General features: G+C 75.7%; 13 protein-coding genes and 2 pseudogenes. 10 read left to right on the forward strand and 5 right to left on the reverse strand.

The window, feature by feature from the left end:
• Positions 1-64 precede the first annotated feature (64 nt).
• Both ACIQ87_RS19000 and ACIQ87_RS19005 read left to right on the forward strand, forming a co-directional pair.
• Positions 65-2,749 (forward strand): BTAD domain-containing putative transcriptional regulator, encoded by a 2,685-nt coding sequence (locus tag ACIQ87_RS19000; protein ID WP_402407798.1) that lies wholly within the window; start codon positions 65-67, stop codon positions 2,747-2,749.
• A gap of 342 nt (positions 2,750-3,091) precedes the next feature.
• Positions 3,092-5,464: an ATP-binding protein gene (locus tag ACIQ87_RS19005; protein WP_402407801.1), complete on the forward strand. Its 2,373-nt coding sequence runs from the start codon at positions 3,092-3,094 to the stop codon at positions 5,462-5,464.
• Between the two features lie 73 nt (positions 5,465-5,537).
• Here the strand turns inward: ACIQ87_RS19005 and ACIQ87_RS19010 are convergent, their stop codons facing one another.
• The gene (locus ACIQ87_RS19010; protein ID WP_402407803.1) at positions 5,538-6,824 is read right to left on the reverse strand and encodes a serine hydrolase domain-containing protein; all 1,287 of its coding nucleotides are present in this window, start codon (positions 6,822-6,824) and stop codon (positions 5,538-5,540) included.
• 332 nt (positions 6,825-7,156) lie between these two features.
• Between ACIQ87_RS19010 and ACIQ87_RS19015 the strand changes: the two genes are divergently transcribed.
• A complete protein-coding gene (locus ACIQ87_RS19015) occupies positions 7,157-8,053 on the forward strand; it encodes an alkaline phosphatase family protein (protein WP_402407805.1) in 897 nt (298 codons plus the stop codon).
• A gap of 10 nt (positions 8,054-8,063) precedes the next feature.
• Here ACIQ87_RS19015 and ACIQ87_RS19020 read toward each other — a convergent pair whose 3' ends face one another.
• The gene (locus ACIQ87_RS19020; protein WP_402407808.1) at positions 8,064-9,413 is read right to left on the reverse strand and encodes an MFS transporter; all 1,350 of its coding nucleotides are present in this window, start codon (positions 9,411-9,413) and stop codon (positions 8,064-8,066) included.
• An 84-nt stretch (positions 9,414-9,497) separates the two neighbouring features.
• Here ACIQ87_RS19020 and ACIQ87_RS19025 point away from each other — a divergent pair, with 84 nt between their 5' ends.
• Together ACIQ87_RS19025 and ACIQ87_RS19030 are read left to right on the forward strand one after the other, a co-directional pair.
• A complete protein-coding gene (locus tag ACIQ87_RS19025; RefSeq protein ID WP_402407811.1) occupies positions 9,498-10,043 on the forward strand; it encodes a MarR family winged helix-turn-helix transcriptional regulator in 546 nt (181 codons plus the stop codon).
• Between the two features lie 61 nt (positions 10,044-10,104).
• The gene (locus ACIQ87_RS19030; RefSeq protein ID WP_402407813.1) at positions 10,105-10,698 is read left to right on the forward strand and encodes a hypothetical protein; all 594 of its coding nucleotides are present in this window, start codon (positions 10,105-10,107) and stop codon (positions 10,696-10,698) included.
• A gap of 81 nt (positions 10,699-10,779) precedes the next feature.
• Here the strand turns inward: ACIQ87_RS19030 and ACIQ87_RS19035 are convergent, their stop codons facing one another.
• Positions 10,780-11,262, reverse strand: coding sequence for a DUF1348 family protein (locus ACIQ87_RS19035; protein WP_402407816.1), 483 nt, complete (start codon positions 11,260-11,262; stop codon positions 10,780-10,782).
• Between the two features lie 100 nt (positions 11,263-11,362).
• On the opposite strand from ACIQ87_RS19035, the gene ACIQ87_RS19040 reads away from it, so the two are divergent.
• Positions 11,363-11,926, forward strand: coding sequence for a TetR/AcrR family transcriptional regulator (locus ACIQ87_RS19040; protein ID WP_402407819.1), 564 nt, complete (start codon positions 11,363-11,365; stop codon positions 11,924-11,926).
• 10 nt (positions 11,927-11,936) lie between these two features.
• On the opposite strand, the pseudogene ACIQ87_RS19045 reads toward ACIQ87_RS19040, so the two are convergent.
• Positions 11,937-12,134, reverse strand: a pseudogene (locus ACIQ87_RS19045) (short-chain dehydrogenase); the annotation flags it as partial.
• A 98-nt stretch (positions 12,135-12,232) separates the two neighbouring features.
• Here ACIQ87_RS19045 and ACIQ87_RS19050 point away from each other — a divergent pair.
• Entirely contained in the window at positions 12,233-12,376 is a 144-nt protein-coding gene (locus ACIQ87_RS19050; protein WP_402407822.1) for a hypothetical protein, read from the forward strand.
• Positions 12,369-12,548, forward strand: coding sequence for a hypothetical protein (locus tag ACIQ87_RS19055; RefSeq protein WP_402407825.1), 180 nt, complete (start codon positions 12,369-12,371; stop codon positions 12,546-12,548). The genes ACIQ87_RS19050 and ACIQ87_RS19055 overlap by 8 nt, the downstream gene beginning before the upstream one ends.
• A gap of 13 nt (positions 12,549-12,561) precedes the next feature.
• Here the strand turns inward: ACIQ87_RS19055 and ACIQ87_RS19060 are convergent.
• A pseudogene (locus ACIQ87_RS19060) lies at positions 12,562-13,833 on the reverse strand (DUF5685 family protein).
• Between the two features lie 257 nt (positions 13,834-14,090).
• On the opposite strand from ACIQ87_RS19060, the gene ACIQ87_RS19065 reads away from it, so the two are divergent.
• The gene (locus tag ACIQ87_RS19065; RefSeq protein ID WP_402407827.1) at positions 14,091-14,654 is read left to right on the forward strand and encodes a helix-turn-helix domain-containing protein; all 564 of its coding nucleotides are present in this window, start codon (positions 14,091-14,093) and stop codon (positions 14,652-14,654) included.
• Positions 14,651-16,177, forward strand: coding sequence for an MFS transporter (locus tag ACIQ87_RS19070; RefSeq protein WP_402407830.1), 1,527 nt, complete (start codon positions 14,651-14,653; stop codon positions 16,175-16,177). The genes ACIQ87_RS19065 and ACIQ87_RS19070 overlap by 4 nt, the downstream gene beginning before the upstream one ends.
• Positions 16,178-16,267 lie beyond the last annotated feature (90 nt).

Below are 16,267 nucleotides of genomic sequence, written 5' to 3' on the forward strand. Positions count from 1 at the left end.
AAGGGCCCGGTCGGCCCTATCCTCGATCCGGCCGGGAATCGATGGTGGGGAGGGGAACGGGCGCGTGCACATCGATCTGCTCGGACCGATGGCGGTGCGGCGGGAGGACGGGACGGCGGTGACGCCCTCGGCGCCCAAACGCCGGGCGCTGCTGAGCGCGCTCGCCGTCCGGCTGAACCGGACGGTGGCCACCGAGGAGCTGATCGAGCTGGTCTGGGAGGGCAGCGCGCCGCCCACCGCGCGTGCCGCCCTGCAGGGCCACGTCACGGCGCTGCGCCGACTGCTGGACGGCTCCGGCCTGGAGCTGGGCACCCGAGGGTCCGGCTACCTGCTGGCCGGCGAGCCCGACCGGGTCGACGTGCTGCACTTCGGCCGGCTCTGCGAACAGGCGGGCGTGCTGCTGCCCGAGCCCGCCGCCCCGGGGGAGGGCGCCACGGCGGACCGGGCACTGTCCCGGCTGCGCGCCGCGCTGGACCTGTGGCGCGGCCCGGCGCTCGCCGACTGCGGCTCCGCCCTGCTGCGCGAGCGGACCCTCCCGTACCTGACCGACCTGCGGCTGCGCGCCCTGGAGCGGCTGGCCGACGGCCTGCTCCGGGCCGGGCGGGGCGGCGAGCTGGCCGCCGAACTCGCCGAGGCCGCCGACGGCCACCCCGCCCGGCAGGAGCTGGCAGCCCGACTGGTGCGCTGCCTGGAGCAGGACGGGCGGAGCGCCGAGGCCCGGGCGCGGTACGAGCGCGCGGTGGCCCGGCTCACCGGGCCGCCCGGCCCGGAGCTGCGCCGGGCCGGCGAGCAGTACGGTGCCAGGCCCGACGACGGCCGGACGGCCGGTACCAGGCCGGCCGCCGCCCCGCCCGCCGCCGACCCGCGGCCCGCCGCGGACCCCCGGTTCGTCGGCCGGAGCGCCGAACTCGCCAGGCTTGACCAGGTGTTGCCCGCCGCCCGGGACGGCCGCCCGATCCTGGTCACCGGCCCCGCAGGGGTCGGCAAGACCAGCCTGGTCCGGCACTGGGCGGCCCGGCGCGGCGACGCCCACTTCCCGGACGGCATCCTCCGCGCCGACCTGCGCGGCTTCGACCCCGACGGGCCGCGCCAACCCGCCGAGGTGCTCGGTGAGCTGCTCACCGCCCTCGGCGTCGCCCCGGACGTGCTGCCCGTCGAACCCGCGGACCGCGCCCGCCGCTACCGCGAACTGACCGGCGGCCGGCGGATGCTGGTCGTCCTGGACGACGCCGCCGACTACGCGCAGCTCGCCCCGCTGCTGCCCGACCCGCCGGCCACCGACAGCGAGCCCGCCCCGGTCACGATCGTCACCAGCCGCAGCCGGCTGCGCCACCTGCTGGTCCGCACCGGCGGCATCCCGCTGCCGCTGGGCGTGCTCGGCCCCGAGGAGGCCGCCGCCCTGCTCGCCCGCACCCTCGGCGCCGACCGCACGGCCGACGAGCCGGAGGCCGTCGCCGAACTCGCCGAGCGCTGCGACCGCCTGCCGCTCGCGCTGCGGCTGGCCGCCGCCCACCTGGCAGCCCGGCCCGACTGGTCCGCGGCCGACCTCGCCGCCGATCTCGCCGACGAGCAGAGCGGCCTGGCCGCCCTCTCCGGCACCGGCGCCACCCGCGGCCCGCTCGGTCTCACCGCCACGCTGGACCGGACGTACCGCACCCTGGCCCCCGACGCCGCCCGCTTGTTCACCCTGCTCGGCCTGCACCCCGGCGCCGAGATCGGCACCGACACGGCCGCCGCCCTCGCGGACCTCCCGCCCGCCACCGCCCGCACCCTGCTGACCCGGCTCGACGCCGTGCACCTGCTGGAGGAGACCGGCCCGGGCCGCTACGCCCGGCGCGAGCTGGTCCGCCGGCACGCCGCCGCGCAGGCCGCCGAACTCGGCTGCGAGGAACGGTTCCTGGCCCTCGACCGGCTGATCGCCCACTACCTCGACGTCACCGCCGGCTGGACGTCCGAGGGCACGGCGGCCGACGGCCGGGTGGAGGACTGGTTCCGCCGCGAGGAGAGCGCCCTGCGCGCGGTGGTGCTCTGCGCCGAGCAGAAGGACCGGCCCACCGCGGCCTGGCAACTCGCCCACCGGACCTGCCTGCTGTACGAGACCACCGGCCACGACCGGACGCACTGGCGCGCCGTGGTCGAGGCCGGGCTGCGCGCCGCGCATGCGGACCGGGACGAGGCGGCGATCGCCCGGCTCGCCACCGACCTCGCCGTCCTGCACGTCGACCGCGCGGCCCACCGCACCGCCGCCGACCAGCTGGAACGCGCCCTCGCGGCCGCCGACCTGTCCGGTGACCCGGCCCTGCGCCACCACTGCCGCAGCCGGGTGGCCGCAGCCCTGCTGCGGGCCGGCCGGTACGAGCGCGCGGTGCCCATGCTGGGAGACCTGGTGGCCGCCGCCCGCACCTCGGCCACCGGTCACCTGCTGGTCCGCGCGCTCACCGACCTCGCCGACGCACTGGTCCTGGCCGGGGATGCAGAGCCCGCCCTGCGCCACGCCGACGAGGCGGTGCGCGCCGCCACCGCCCGCTCCGGCGGCGCCGAGGCCGTCCTCGCCACCCACAGCCGGGCCCGGGCCCTCCACGCCCTCGGCCGCCGGGACGCCGCGCTCTCCACGGCCCGACTCGCCGTCGCCCTCGGCCGCACCGTCGGCGACCAAGCCCTCGAAGCCCGCTCCCACACCCTCCTCGCCGACCTGCTGGACGCCCTCGGCCGCACGGCCGAGGGCGCGGAGGCGAGGCGGCTCGCGTAGGGCGGTGTCGCCGGACTCCGCCCCGGTCCGTCGGCGGCCGACGCCCCCGGTCCGTCGGCCGCCGGTGGCGGAAACCGCCGATCGGCCGGCGGAACCACAGGCGGAACTACCGTCGGTTCGCCCGACGTGGAACCGCCTGCCTTCCTCCGCCCCGTCCACGTCCGACCGCTCTGACCTGGGTGGATACCCGTGGACCGGGCCGAATAGGAGGAACCCGGCCACCGGGGCATACTTCTGCCTGGAAGGATCGGCCGGAGGCGACTCCAGGCAGAAGTGCGGAACTGAGCGGGACCGATCGAGTGGGGGCGGGGCATGGCGGCCGGGGGCGGCACGGACACGGACGTGAACGGGTTCGGCCGTCTGCTGGCCGGACACCGGGTGGCGGCGGGCCTGACCCAGGAGGAACTCGCCGCGGCCGCCGGGGTCAGTCTGCGCGCCCTCGGTGACATGGAGCGCGGCCGCACCCGCGGACCGCAGCGCCGGACCGTACGGGCCCTGGCCGAGGCGCTCGGGCTGGACGACGCGCAGGCGCGGGCGCTGGACGGGGCCGCCCAGTCCGGACGCCCGCGCGGGGCGCGGCAGGCCCTCGCGCCCGCCGCGAGCGCCGCAGTGAGTGCCGCCGCGAGCCCCGCCCGGTCCCGCCGGTCCGTCCCGCGCGCGGCCGACGCCCCTACGGCAGCCGACACTCCGAGTGCGGCCGACGTCCCGCCCGTGGCCTCCGCCGAGGCCGGCCAGAGCGCCCTCGCGCTGCCCCGCGACATCGCCGACTTCACCGCCCGCGAGGACGCCCTCGCCCTGCTGGCCCGCCTGGCGGAGGACGAACGGCCGGCCCATCCGCGCGTGGTGCTGGTCAGTGGTCAGCCCGGCCTCGGCAAGACCTCCTTCGCCCTGCACGCCGCCCACGCCCTGGCGCCGCGGTTCCCGGACGGCCAGCTCTCCCTGGACCTCGGCGGCATGTCCCCGCAGCCGCTCTCCGCCCGGGACGCGCTCGGCCAGGTGCTGCGCGCCCTGGGCGTCGCCGACGCCGCGGTGCCCGCCGGGACGGAGGAGCGGGCCGGCCTCTACCGGGCGCTGGTCCGCGAGCGGCGGCTCGTCCTGGTGTTGGACAACGCCGCCGACGAGGGCCAGGTGCGCCCGCTGCTGCCCGGTGCGGGCCCGGCCGTGACCATCGTGACCAGCCGCAACGTGCTGCCCGGCCTGGAGTCGGTGCACCGGCTGAACCTGGACGTGCTGTCCCCGGCCGAGGCGGCCGGTCTGCTGGCCGGGATCGCCGGCCGGGAACGGATCGAGGCCGCCCCCGACGCCACGGCCGAGCTGGCCAGGCTCTGCGGCTACCTGCCGCTCGCGCTGCGGATCGCCGGGCAGCGCCTGGTCGCCCGCCCACAGCAGCCGGTCGCCCACCTGGTGCGCCAGCTCGCCGCCGAGGAGAACCGGCTGGACCTGCTGGAGACCGGCGACCTGGCCGTCCGCCCGGCCTTCGAGCTGTCCTACCGGCGGCTGCCCGAGGAGTCGCAGCTCGTCCTGCGGCGCTGCGCCCTGACGGCCGGTCAGGACTTCACCGCGGAGATCGCCGCGGCCTACGCGGGCCGGTCGGCGGCCCGCACCGAGCTGGTGCTCGAGCAGCTCGTCGACGCCGGCCTGATGCAGGCCGCCACCCCGGACCGCTACCGCCTGCACGACCTGGTGCGGCTCTACGCGGGCGAGCGGCTGGCCGCCGACGAGACGCCCCAGGAGCTGGCCGAGGCCCGCACCCGGGCCGGCCGCTGGATCCTCGGCCGGGCGGCCGACTACGGACTGCGGTTCGACCCGGACCACGCCACGGCCGGGACCGACACCGACGGCCCCGCACCCGCGTACCTCACCGAGGCCGCCGCCTGGCTGGAGTACGAGCACCCGGAGTGGCTGGCGGCCCTGCACCAGGCGCAGCGGGCCGGCCGGTACCGGGAGGTGGTGGACACCGCCGAGGCGATGCACTGGTTCTCGGACCGGCTGCTGAGCTGGGGCATCTGGGCCGAGGTGTTCCAGCTCTCGGCGGACGCCGCCCGGGCGATCGGGGACCGGCGGGTCGAGGCGGTGCACGTCAACTACCTGGCCTGGACGCACGTCACCTGCCTGCACCGCTATCAGCGCGGCATCGAACTGGCCGCCGAGGGACTGGAGCTGGCCCGCGCGGTCGGTGACCGGGAGCAGGAGGGCTGGGCGCTCACCTACCTCGCCTCGGGCCTGCGCTACCTCCAGCGGCACCGCGAGGCGACCGACGCCTTCCACCGGGCGGCGGACGCCTTCGCCGAGATGCCCAGCCGCTCGGCGATGATCGGCCGGCTGGTCACCCTGCGGGGCGCCGCCAACTGCCTGCGGGAGTCCGGTCGGGCGGAGGAGGCGGTGGAGTCGCGCCGGCGGGCGCTGGCCGGCGCGCTGGAGCTGGTGGAGCGCTGGTCCTCACCGCTGATCCACCTGCTCGCGGCCATGACCGCGCACGAACTCGGCCTGGACCGGGCGGCGTTGAAGCGGTGGCCGGCCGCCGAGAAGGCCTACCGGCAGGCCCTGCTGCACTTCGAGGCGGTGGGCCGCCCGGACAGCATGACCAAGACGCTGACCGAACTGGGCACCGCGCTGATCGAGCAGGGCCGTGCCGAGGAGGCCCGTGAGCTGCTCACCGAGGCGCTCACCGACCTGAGCGCGGAGGGCCCCCGCTCGGCGGGCGCTCGGCACTGACGGGCACCGGCCCCGGCGCGCCCGCCCCCGGGCCTACCAGGCGCGGGAGCGGGCGCGGGACGAGCGGCCGGTGTCAGATCCTGGTGTCCTCCACCACCGGCAGCGAGTTCACCGGTGCCGAAGCCGGGCCTGAGGCCGGCGCCGACGCCGGCGCGAAGGCCGTCCGCGACTCGGCGGCGGGCCGCTTGCCGCAGAAGGCCGGCTCCAGGGTGTTCATCAGCCCCTGCGTCACCGAGCCGTTGTTGGAGGCGTTGGCGAAGAGCACCACGCTGCGCCGCCCGTCCGGGGTGGCGAAGGACTGGCTGTTGAAGCCCTGCACGATGCCGCCGTGCCCGTACACGTCCCCGCAGGAGAGCGAGATGCGGCGCAGACCCAGGCCGTAGGAGATCTTCGCGGTGGGCGTGGGCAGGGCGGCGGTCATCTGCCGGAGCGAGGCGTCCGAGACGAGCCCGCCGTTGCCGCCGGCCGTCAGCGCGGTGAGGAAGCGGTCGAGGTCCTCGGCGGTGGAGATGACGGCCCCGGCGCTCCACACCCAGGAGCCGGTCTGCTCGGTGGAGTCCAGCAGCGGCTTCGTCCGGTCGTCGTTGGTGAGGTAGCCGGTGACGTGGGCGCCGCGGATCGCCTGCTCGGGCACCACGAAGGAGGTCTTGCGCAGGCCGAGCGGCTGGATGATCCGCTCGTTCAGCACCTCCGGGAACGGCTGGCCGGTGAGGTGCTCGACCGCCAGGCCCAGCAGCACGAAGTCGGTGTTGGAGTAGGAGTAGCGGGTGCCGGGGGTGTACTGCACGCCGTGCTTGACGGACATCGCCACCAGCTCGCGCGGGTCGTACACCGTGGTGCGGATGCGCGCCTCGAACGCGCTGGTGGTCTCCTCGCCGGCCTGCTCCAGCAGGTCGTTGGTGTGGTCGAAGATCCCGGCCCGGTGCTCCATGACCTGGCGGCCCGTCATGGTCCAGCCCTCGGGCAGGGTGCCCTCGGGGAGGTACTCGCGCAGCGGCCGGTCGAGGTCGATCCGGCCCTCCTCCACCAACTGCATCACGAGAACGGCGGTGAACATCTTGCTGTTGCTGCCGACCCGGAACCTCCACGAGGAGTTCATCGGGGTCCCGTCCAGGTCGGCTAGGCCGACGTTCACCGAGCGGGTCCGGTCGATGCCGCCGTGGTCGCGGATCACCGCGAAGGCGCCCGGGGCGCCGGCCGCGGTGGTGGCCTCCAGGGCGGCGCGCACGCCGGCGAGGTCGGGGGCGGTCGCGTCGATGGTGTCCTGGCCGGCCGCCGCGGCGGGCAGGGCGCCGGTCGCCACCAGGACGGCGCCGGCGGCGGCCACCGCGAGCGGACGCAGAAGGCTGGTCTTCGCCATGTTCCTCGGCTCTCTCGTGAGCTGACACGGTGTCGGACCGCGTCGTTCGAAGATCACTATCACCGTCCCGGCGGCCGCTGGCAATGTGAACCGATTCGCCCGCTTTCTCCGTTGCCGGTGGGGGACTCGACCGGTCCCACCGTCCGTTTCCCACGCCGGGGCCAAGGTTTCACCTGCCGTGGCCTACCCGTGTCCACGGCGGCGCCCCATGCTGTTCGGGCGCCTTGCGCGCCGGTCGCACCCAGGCGCCGCACCCGAACGCCGCATTCCGGCGGCAGGCACCTCCCGTCCCGGGCCCGCTCACCGGGCCGTCTCCCACCCGAGGAATTGTCATGACTTCGTCCACGAAAGCCCTGAGCCCCCGCTCCCGTCGCACCGCGACCGCGATCGGCTCCGCCGTCGCCCTGCTCGCCGCCTCCGCCGGCCTCTGGGCGGCGACCGCCACCACCGCGCAGGCCGCGGCCCTGCCCACGCCCGACCACGTCGTCGTGGTGGTGATGGAGAACCACGCCTACTCCCAGGTCGTCGGTAGCAGCAGCGCGCCGTACCTCAACAACACCCTGATCGCGGGCGGCGCCAACCTCACCCAGTCGTACGGCATCACCCACCCGAGCGAGCCGAACTACTACGCGCTGTTCTCCGGCTCCACCCAGGGACGGGTCGACGACAGCTGCGTGAAGGTCGGCGGCTTCCAGAGCGCCAACCTGGCCTCGGAGGTGATCGCCGCCGGCAAGACCTGGGCCAGCTACAACGAGACCCTGCCCAGCGAGGGCAGCACCGTGTGCAGCAGCGGCAAGTACGCGCAGAAGCACAACCCCTGGTTCGGCTTCGGCAACGTCCCGCTCAACTCGGCCAAGACCTTCGCCCAGTTCCCGACCGACTACAGCACCCTGCCGAACGTCTCCTTCGTGGTGCCGAACCTCTGCAGCGACATGCACGACTGCTCGGTCGGCACCGGCGACACCTGGATCAAGAACAACCTGGGGGCGTACGCCACCTGGGCGCAGACCCACAACAGCCTGCTGGTCGTCACCTTCGACGAGGACAACTCGCTGTCCGGCAACCGGATCCCGACCGTGCTCTACGGCGCCCACGTGACGCCCGGCAGCAGCAGCTCCACCACCTACAACCACTACAACGTGCTGCGCACCCTGGAGGACCTGGCCGGCACCACCGGTCACGCGGGCAACGCGGCCTCCGCCGCCGACATCACCGGCATCTGGAACTGACCTGTGGTGATCAGGACTTGATCCCGGCCCGAGCCTCGTCCCGGGGCAGAGCCGGGTCCTGGGTCCGAGCCTCGTCCCGGGGCAGAGCCGGGTTCCGATCCTGAGCCCGGGCCGGTGGCCGTCCGGCCGCCGGCCCTGGTGCGGTCACGGGCCCGGCCCCGGCCGCCGCCCGGGCACCGTACCGCCGGACACCGGGCACCGCCGCCGTGCCCGCGCAGCACAGCGTCACCAGGCCCGCCGCCGCCAGCAGCGGCGCGCGCTCGCCCCAGGCCTCGGCGGCCAGCGGCGCCAGGACGTACCCGAGCGGGGCGGCGGCCAGCGAGAGCAGCCAGTCGTACGAGGTGACCCGGGCCAGCGTCCCCGGCGGGAAGTCCTGCTGGACCACCGTCTCCCAGAGCGGGTTGAGGAAGCCCAGCCCGGCCATCGCCACCGCCTGCGCGGCCACCGCGACCGGGGCCGGGGCCGGGAGGGCGAGCGCGATCAGCGGCAGCCCGAACAGCGCGAGGGCGAGGTTGCCGGCCAGCACCGGGCGGCGGGGCCGCAGCCGTCCGGCGGCCAGCGAGCCGACCAGCAGGCCCGCCGCGCCCGCCTGGGTCAGCGCCACCCAGGCGCCGTCCCCGCCGAGCCGGGTGGCGGCGATCAGCGGGCCGAGGGTGAGCAGCACGGCGCTGGCGCCGTTCCACACCCCGTGGGCGATCAGGCTGGTCCAGTACCAGTCCCGGGAGCGCACCTCGCTCCAGCCCTCGACGAGGTCCCGGCGCAGCGAGCGGGGTTCGGCGGGCACGTGGTCGACGCGCAGGCGGGAGAGCAGTGCGGCGCTCAGCGCGAAGGACGCGCCGTCCAGCACGAACGCCCAGCCGGGCCCGGCGGTGTACACCAGCAGGCCGGCGAGCGCCGGTCCGCCGAGCCGGGCGGCGCCGGTCGCGGTGCCGAGCAGGGCGTTGGCGCGCAGCCGCAGCTCGCCCCGGACGGTGGCGGCGACCAGCGGTGAGGCGGTGGGCATGGCGAAGGCGGAGGCGATGCCGCCGACGGCCGAGGCGGCCGCGATGTGCGGCAGGCTCGGGTGTCCGCCGAGCAGTTCCAGGCCGACGAACAGCTGGGCGAGGGCCCGGACGAGATCGGTGGCGAGGGCGACCAGGCGGGCGTCGAAGCGGTCCCCGATCACCCCGCCGACCGGCAGCAGGAGCAGTTTGGGGACCATCGCGCAGCCCAGGACCAGGGCGAGCGCGGCGGAGGAGCCGGTGGCGCGGGTGATGGCGATGGCCAGGGCGGCCGGGACCGCGGCGTCGCCGAGGGTGGAGACCGTCCGGCCGATGAAGAGCAGGCGGAAGCCGCTCAGGCCCAAGGGGTGGCGTGTCACGCACCGCACTGTATTTCGGTAGCGAAATTTCGGCAACGAATATTTTGGCACCGTCGTTTCTGTGGTGGTTTGTAGACTCCTCGCATGGCCGAGCACCCTCCCGAGCACCCTCCCGAGAGCCCAACCGAGAAGCCCGCCGCGCCCCGCGACTGGACGGACGGTCACGTCGACCGCTGGCAGCCGGTGCTGCCCGGCCTCGATCCGGATATCGAGGCCTCCGTCACCCGGATGTCCCGGCTCACCCGCCACCTCGGCCGGGTCCGCGAACAGAGCGTCGCCGACTACGGCCTGCACAAGCACGAGTTCGACACCCTGCACGTGCTCGCCGGGCGCGGCGGCCACGCCGCCCCCTCCGACCTGCGGGCCGACCTCAACCTCGCCCCGGCCTCGGTCACCGGCCGGCTGGAGACCCTGGAACGCCGCGGCTTCGTCCTGCGCACGCCGTCCACGGAGGACCGCCGGAAGGTCGACATCGTGCTGACCGAGGCCGGGCGCGCCGCCTGGCAGGAGGCCCTGGACGTGGTGGGCCGGGAGGAGCGGCGACTGCTGGGGGTGCTGTCCGAGGAGGAGCGGCGCACCCTCGCCGACCTGCTGCGGAAGGTGATGCTCGCTCAGGAGGGCAAGGGGTAGCGGCATCCGCCCCGGCGGCCGGGGTCGACCCGCGGGGGCCGTCCCTGGTATCGATGGGGGCGTGCGATTCGAACTTGTGCCGGTGCCCGACGAGGTGGGGGCGCGGCCTCGGGACGGGCGGGGCTACCCGGTGCCGGCGATCACGCCCTGGCAGGGCGACGTGCCGCAGTTCGCGCTGACCGACCACGGGCGCAGCGCCGACTGCGCGCTGGAGCGGCTGTGCTCGGTGTGCGGGCGGTTCATGGAGCGCGGCCCGGTGTGGCGGGTGGTCGGCGCCGCCGAGAGCGCCGCGATCGCCGGGGCGCTCGCGGCCGGGCAGCCGTACCGCAACCTCGCGCCCACCATGGAGGGGCCCGGCCACCGGGCCTGCATGCTCTACGCCGCCATGGTCTGCCCGTACCTGGCGCGCCCCAACGCCCGGCGGCGGGCGAGCGCCGAGGACGCGGCCGACGAGCTGACCTCGGCCGCCGTCCGGGGCGCGGCGCGCGGTGGGACGGGCGCGGTGGTCGGATTCGGCGACTACGAGTACGCCGTCACCGGGACCAGGGTGCTGTTCCGCTTCCTCGACCTGGTCGAGTTCCTGCCGCACGAGTCGGCCGACGAGCACCTCGCCGAGCTGCGCGCCGAGTTGGCGAAGCCCTCCCGGCCCGGGTAGCACCGGGCGGCCGAGCCGCCCGGTGCTCTCTCCGGGGCTGATGGCAGCGCGGGTGCGCCCCCGCCCCGTGAAGGGCGCCGTTCAGAGGCCGAGCTCGGTGAGGCCCGGGTGGTCGTCGGGGCGGCGGCCGAGCGGCCAGTGGAAGAGGCGCTCCTCGGCGGTGATCGGCAGGTCGTCGATGGCGGCGTACCGACGGGCCATCAGGCCGTTCCCGTCGAACTCCCAGTTCTCGTTGCCGTAGGAGCGGTACCAGTGGCCGGCGTCGTCGTGCCACTCGTACGCGAAGCGGACCGCGATGCGGTCGCCGCCGTACGCCCAGAGTTCCTTGATCAGGCGGTAGTCCAGCTCGCGCCGCCACTTGCGGGTGAGGAAGCCGGCGATCAGCTCGCGGCCGGTGAGGAACTCGGAGCGGTTGCGCCAGCGGCTGTCCGGTGTGTAGGCGAGCGCGACCCGCTCCGGGTCCCGGGTGTTCCAGGCGTCCTCGGCGGCCCGGACCTTCAGGCGGGCCGAATCCTCGGTGAACGGGGGCAGGGGCGGGCGCTGCTCGGTGCCGGTCTCGGGCATGGGGACTCCTCGGAATGGGTGTTCCGTCGGCGAGAACGATCGTTCTCACTGGTGTGGCTACCATAGGAGAACCATCGTTCTCACGCAAAGGGCACGGCAGATGGAGCAGGACGACCCGCGGACCCGGATCCTGGACGCGGCCGAGGAGCTGTTCTACGGGCAGGGCATCCAGGCGGTCGGCATGGACGCCGTCCGGGCCGCCTCCGGCCTGACCATGCGCCGCCTCTACCAGCACTTCCCGTCCAAGGGCGAGCTCGTCGAGGCCTACCTGCGGCGCCGCGACGGCCGCTGGCGGGCGAGCCTCGCCGTGTACGTCTCGCACACCGGCGGCACCCCTGGGGAGCAGTTGCTCGCGGTCTTCGACTGGCTCGGCCGGTGGTTCGCCGAACCCGGCTTCCGGGGCTGCGCCTTCGTCAACTCGCTCGGCGAGCTGGGCGCCGTCAGCCCCGCGGTGGTGGCCGCGGCCCGGCACCACAAGGAACAGTTCGGCAGCTACCTCGCGGACCTGGCCGAGGCCGCCGGTGCCCCGCCCGCCACCGCCGTCCACCTGGCCCTGCTGGCCGAGGGGGCGATCACCAGCGCCGCCGTCCACGGCGACCCGACGGCCGCCGCCGACGCCCGGGAGGCCGCCCGGCTGCTGCTGGACGCGACGACGGCCCGGTAGCGTCGCCCGCGGCCCGGGTGATGCCGGTCGCCGCGTCCTCCTCGGCGCCCCGGGCCATCCGCCGGTCGTAGGCCGTCCAGTGGGTGAAGGCGAGGTCTCATCCGGAGGCCGCGAGCCGCCCGGCGATCCCGGCACCGATGCCTACGGAGCGGCCCGCACCCGTCACCAGGGCGACCGGGCGGGTCGGGGGTCGCTGACGGGGTGTCATGCGCCGCGATCGTTCCGGGGCGGACCGCGCCGGGCAAGTGCTCTTCGCGTCAACGCGCGTTTATCTCCCATTGATCGTCTCCGCCTAGCCTCGGGCGCATGGACGAGAGGACGGCCGAGTGGCCGGGGGCGTTGCCCGAGGGGCGGATGACGGAGCAGGACACCGAGCGGTTCCGGCAGTTGCTGGCGCGGCTGGAGGACTCGCTGGCGGGGGACCGGAAGGCGGCGGGGCGCGATGCCTGAGTGCGCCGAGCTGTGCCCGCCGGCGGTGATGCCGGTGGCCGTCCTGCCGCTCTGGCGGCGTGGCGAGGCCGGGCAGGGCCGGAACGCGGACCGGCCCGGGGTGCTGCGGGGGCACCCCGGGCCGGTGGCGGCCGGTCAGGAGCGGGAGGCCGACGCCGCCCGGAGGGACTGACCGGCCGGCCGCGTCAGCAGTCGCACCCGCAGTCGCACCCGCCGCAGCAGTCCCCGTCGCAGCAGTTGCAGCAGTCACAGCAGCCGGAGCAGTCGCAGTCGGGGCAGTCGCAGTCGTGCCGCTGGCAGAAGCCCTCGCGGCGTTCGCGGCTGAACGGGTCGTTGTGGTCGCAGCAGAGCAGCTGGCAGCTGCAGGCCATCAGCGCCCACACCGCGCACCCGGCGAGCAGGTTGCGCGGGTTCGGCGGCTTCTCGCCGGGCGGGGTGAAGCCGGGGCCCTGCGGCACCCACGGCGGGACCGGCGCCTGACCCGGGGGCGTCTCCCGCGGCGGAGCCTGGTGCGGGTGCTCGCCCGTGGTGCCGCCCGCCGCACCCCCGGCCGTGGCACCGCCCGCCGAGTCCGGACGGCGGCAGCTCGCCCCGTGCCGGGCCGGGCCGAAGACCCGCTCCACCGCGCGCTCGGTCTCGTGCGCGAGCAGGACGTGCACCAGCGCGCGGTCGGTCAGTTCGACCTCGCCCAGCGCGAGCCGGATGCCGTGCACGGCGTCCCGGCAGAGCCGCTCGGCCTCGGCGCGGTCGGTTCCGGTGGCGGTCAGCGGGTTCCAGGCGCCGGAGGCCGCGTCGGCGGCCTGGTCCTCGGCGGCGTCCAGGAGGTGGGCGAGCCGGCCGAACAGCCGCCCGGCCTCGGCGAGCGGGGCGGCGTTGCCGGGGCGCCCGGCGATCACGGCGGTGTGCGCGAACGCGGCCGCGGTGGCGGTCTCGGTGGGCTCGGTGACCAGCAGGACGGAGCCGCCGGGCCGCAGCGAGCGCTCCAGTTCGCCCTGCCGGGAGGCCGCGTCGAGCAGTACGGCGGTGTCGAAGCCGACGATCGAGGCGCTGCCCGCGCTCTTCCGGTCCCAGCGCCGGGTGACGGCCCGGGCCCCGGCGGCGACCGGGCGGCGGGCGAAGACGCCGTCACGGTCCTCGACGTGGTCGCGGATCTTGACCGAGGCGAGCGCCAGGGACACGGCGGCGGCGAGGCGGGCGCCCTCGCCCTTGGCGACGGAGGCGGTCCGCATGCCGCGCAGCGGGCAGGGCCCGGCGGTGCGGCGTCAGGAGGAGTCCTCCCGGGCGGCCTGGGACTCGACCAGCACGGAGATGATCAGACCGTCGTAGTTGGTCGCCGTCCGGGCGAGCTGCCCGTGGTCGTCCCGCAGCGCGAGGCAGAGCCCGCACAGGTGGGCCATCCACGAGGTCTGCAAGCGCTCGGACAATCGATGCCTGCACGGTCTGATGATGCCGAACACGCCGGTCCCCCTCGCCTCACGGGCCGCCGACCGGCCACGATTCGGCGCACATCATATGATCAGCGCCCCTTGTGGGCCGAGGCGCCGTCAAGCCGCGGATCCGGGTGGGGTGCCCGCCGCCGCCCGCCGCCCGCCGCCCTCCGCCCCTGGGGCTCCGGGGACTCCGGGGGATCCCGCCGCTCCTGGGGCTCCGGGTCGACGGATCTGGCGGTCCACGCCCGGTGAGTGGATCTCAGATACGGGATAGCATCACGAATATGGGAATCGACACGGCCGCCGACGAGCGGCTGGCACAGCGGCTCGCCGAGCTGAGGCTGGAACACGGGTGGACCCTGGAGGAGTTGGCACGGCTGGCGGACGTCAGCCGGTCCACGCTGTCACGGGTGGAGCGGGCGGAGGTCAGCCCGACGGCCGCGCTGCTCGGGCGGCTGTGCGTCGTGTACGGGCGGACCATGTCGCGCCTGCTGGCCGAGGTGGAGTCCGGCCCGGACCGGCTGGTGCGGGCCGGGGAGCAGCAGGTCTGGCGGGACGCGACGACCGGGTTCGTCCGCCGGTCGGTCTCGCCGCCGCACGGCTCGCTGCGGGCGGAGATCATCGAGGGCCGGCTGCCGGCCGGCGCGGACATCACCTACGACCGCGCCTGCCCGCCCGGCCGGGAGCACCACCTCTGGCTGTTCGAGGGGAACCTGGAGCTGACGGTGGACGGCGAGCCGCAGCCGCTGGGCCCCGGTGACTGTCTGCGCTACGTCGGCGCCACCAACCGCTTCCGCAGCCTCGGCCCGGGCGAGGCCCGGTACGCGCTGGTGGTGGTCGAACCGTGAGCGCCGCCACCGGCCCGATAGCCGGGGAGTCCGGGAGGAGCGGGGCCCCCGAGGGGGCCGGGAAGTCCGAGCGGCCCAAGGAGCGCTTCGACGCCGCCGGGCGCCGGGTCCTGCTGGTCTGCGTCGCGGGCGGCTTCACGACCCTGCTCGACCAGTCCGTCCTCAACACCTCCATCCCCGCCCTGCGCGAGACCCTGCACGCCGGGCCCGCCGACCTCCAGTGGATCGTCGCCGGCTACTCGCTCGCCTTCGGCCTCGCGCTGATCCCCGGCGGGCGGCTCGGCGACGTCAAGGGCCGCAAGTGGTTCTTCGTCACCGGCCTCGCCCTGTTCACCCTGGTCAGCCTGGTCTCCGCGACCGCCACCGAACCCGGCGTGCTGATCGCCGCCCGGCTGGTGCAGGGCGCGGGTGCCGGCCTGGTCAACTCCCAGATGATCGGCACCCTCCAGGACGTCTTCGACGGACAGCTGCGGGCCCGCGCCCTCGGCATGTACGCCGTCACCGGCAGCCTCGCCTTCGCGCTCGGCCCGCCGATCGGCGGCGCGGTGCTGGCCCTGGCCGGCCCCGAGCACGGCTGGCGGCTGACCTTCCTGCTCAACGTCCCCTTCGGCCTGGCCACCGTCGCCCTGGCGGCCCGGCACCTGCCGAAGCCCCGCCCCGGCGCGCGGAACGCCAACCTCGACGTCCTCGGCCTGCTGCTGGTCGCGGCGCTCACCCTGGCCCTGATGCTGCCCTTCGTCCGACCGCCCGGCTGGGCCGGCTGGCTCGCCTTCGCCGCCGCCGCCCTGCTGCTGCTCGGCGCGCTCGCCTGGTGGCAGCGCCGCTACGCCCGGGCCGGCGGCCGGCCGCTGATCCACCCGGCCCTCACCCGCTCCGCACCGTACGCGCTCGGGACGGCCACCGCGATGGCCCAGTTCGGCTCCTCGCTGGCCGCCTCGCTGGTCCTGACCATGTTCCTCCAGGACGGCCTCGGCCTCTCCCCGATGGGCGCCGCGCTGGTCGCGCTGCCCTCCGCCGTGGCGATGGGCGTGGCCTCCGCACTGGCCTGGCGGGTCGTCCATCGCCACGGCCGACGCACCGTCACCGCCGCGATGGCCGGCTCCGCGCTCGCCATACTGCTCAGCGGGCTGGTCGCGCACTGGGCGTCCGTCGCCGTCCTGCCCTGGCTGCTGGCGCTGCTGCAACTGCTTGGCGGCGCCTCGATCGGCCTGATGGGCTCCACCAACCAGGCGTACGTGCTGCGCCACGCGCCGGCCGAGGCGGCCGGGGTGAGCGGGGCGATCCTGCAGATGGCCCAGCGGATCGCGGCGGCCGTCGCGGTCTCGGCGCTGTCCGGCGTCTACCTGCGGGAGACCGCCGGCGGCGGAGGGCACCGCTCCGCCTACCTGACGGCGAGCGTGGTGTGCGCCGCGGTGGCCGGACTCGCCGTCCTGACCTCGGTGTTCGCCGGCCGGGCCGCGGCGCGCGAGCAGCGCGCGGACGAACCGGCCGCGGTGAGCCGAGGGCGAACGCCGGTCCGCTAGCCCCGGACTTCGCAGATGGGGTTTTAGGTTTCCAGCCAGCGGGGTCGGGTTTCGTCGATGCCGAGGAGTTCGAGCAGGTGTGCTTGGACT

Origin of the sequence: Kitasatospora sp. NPDC096204, from assembly GCF_044763205.1 — a bacterium.
Taxonomy (GTDB): Bacteria; Actinomycetota; Actinomycetes; order Streptomycetales; family Streptomycetaceae; genus Kitasatospora.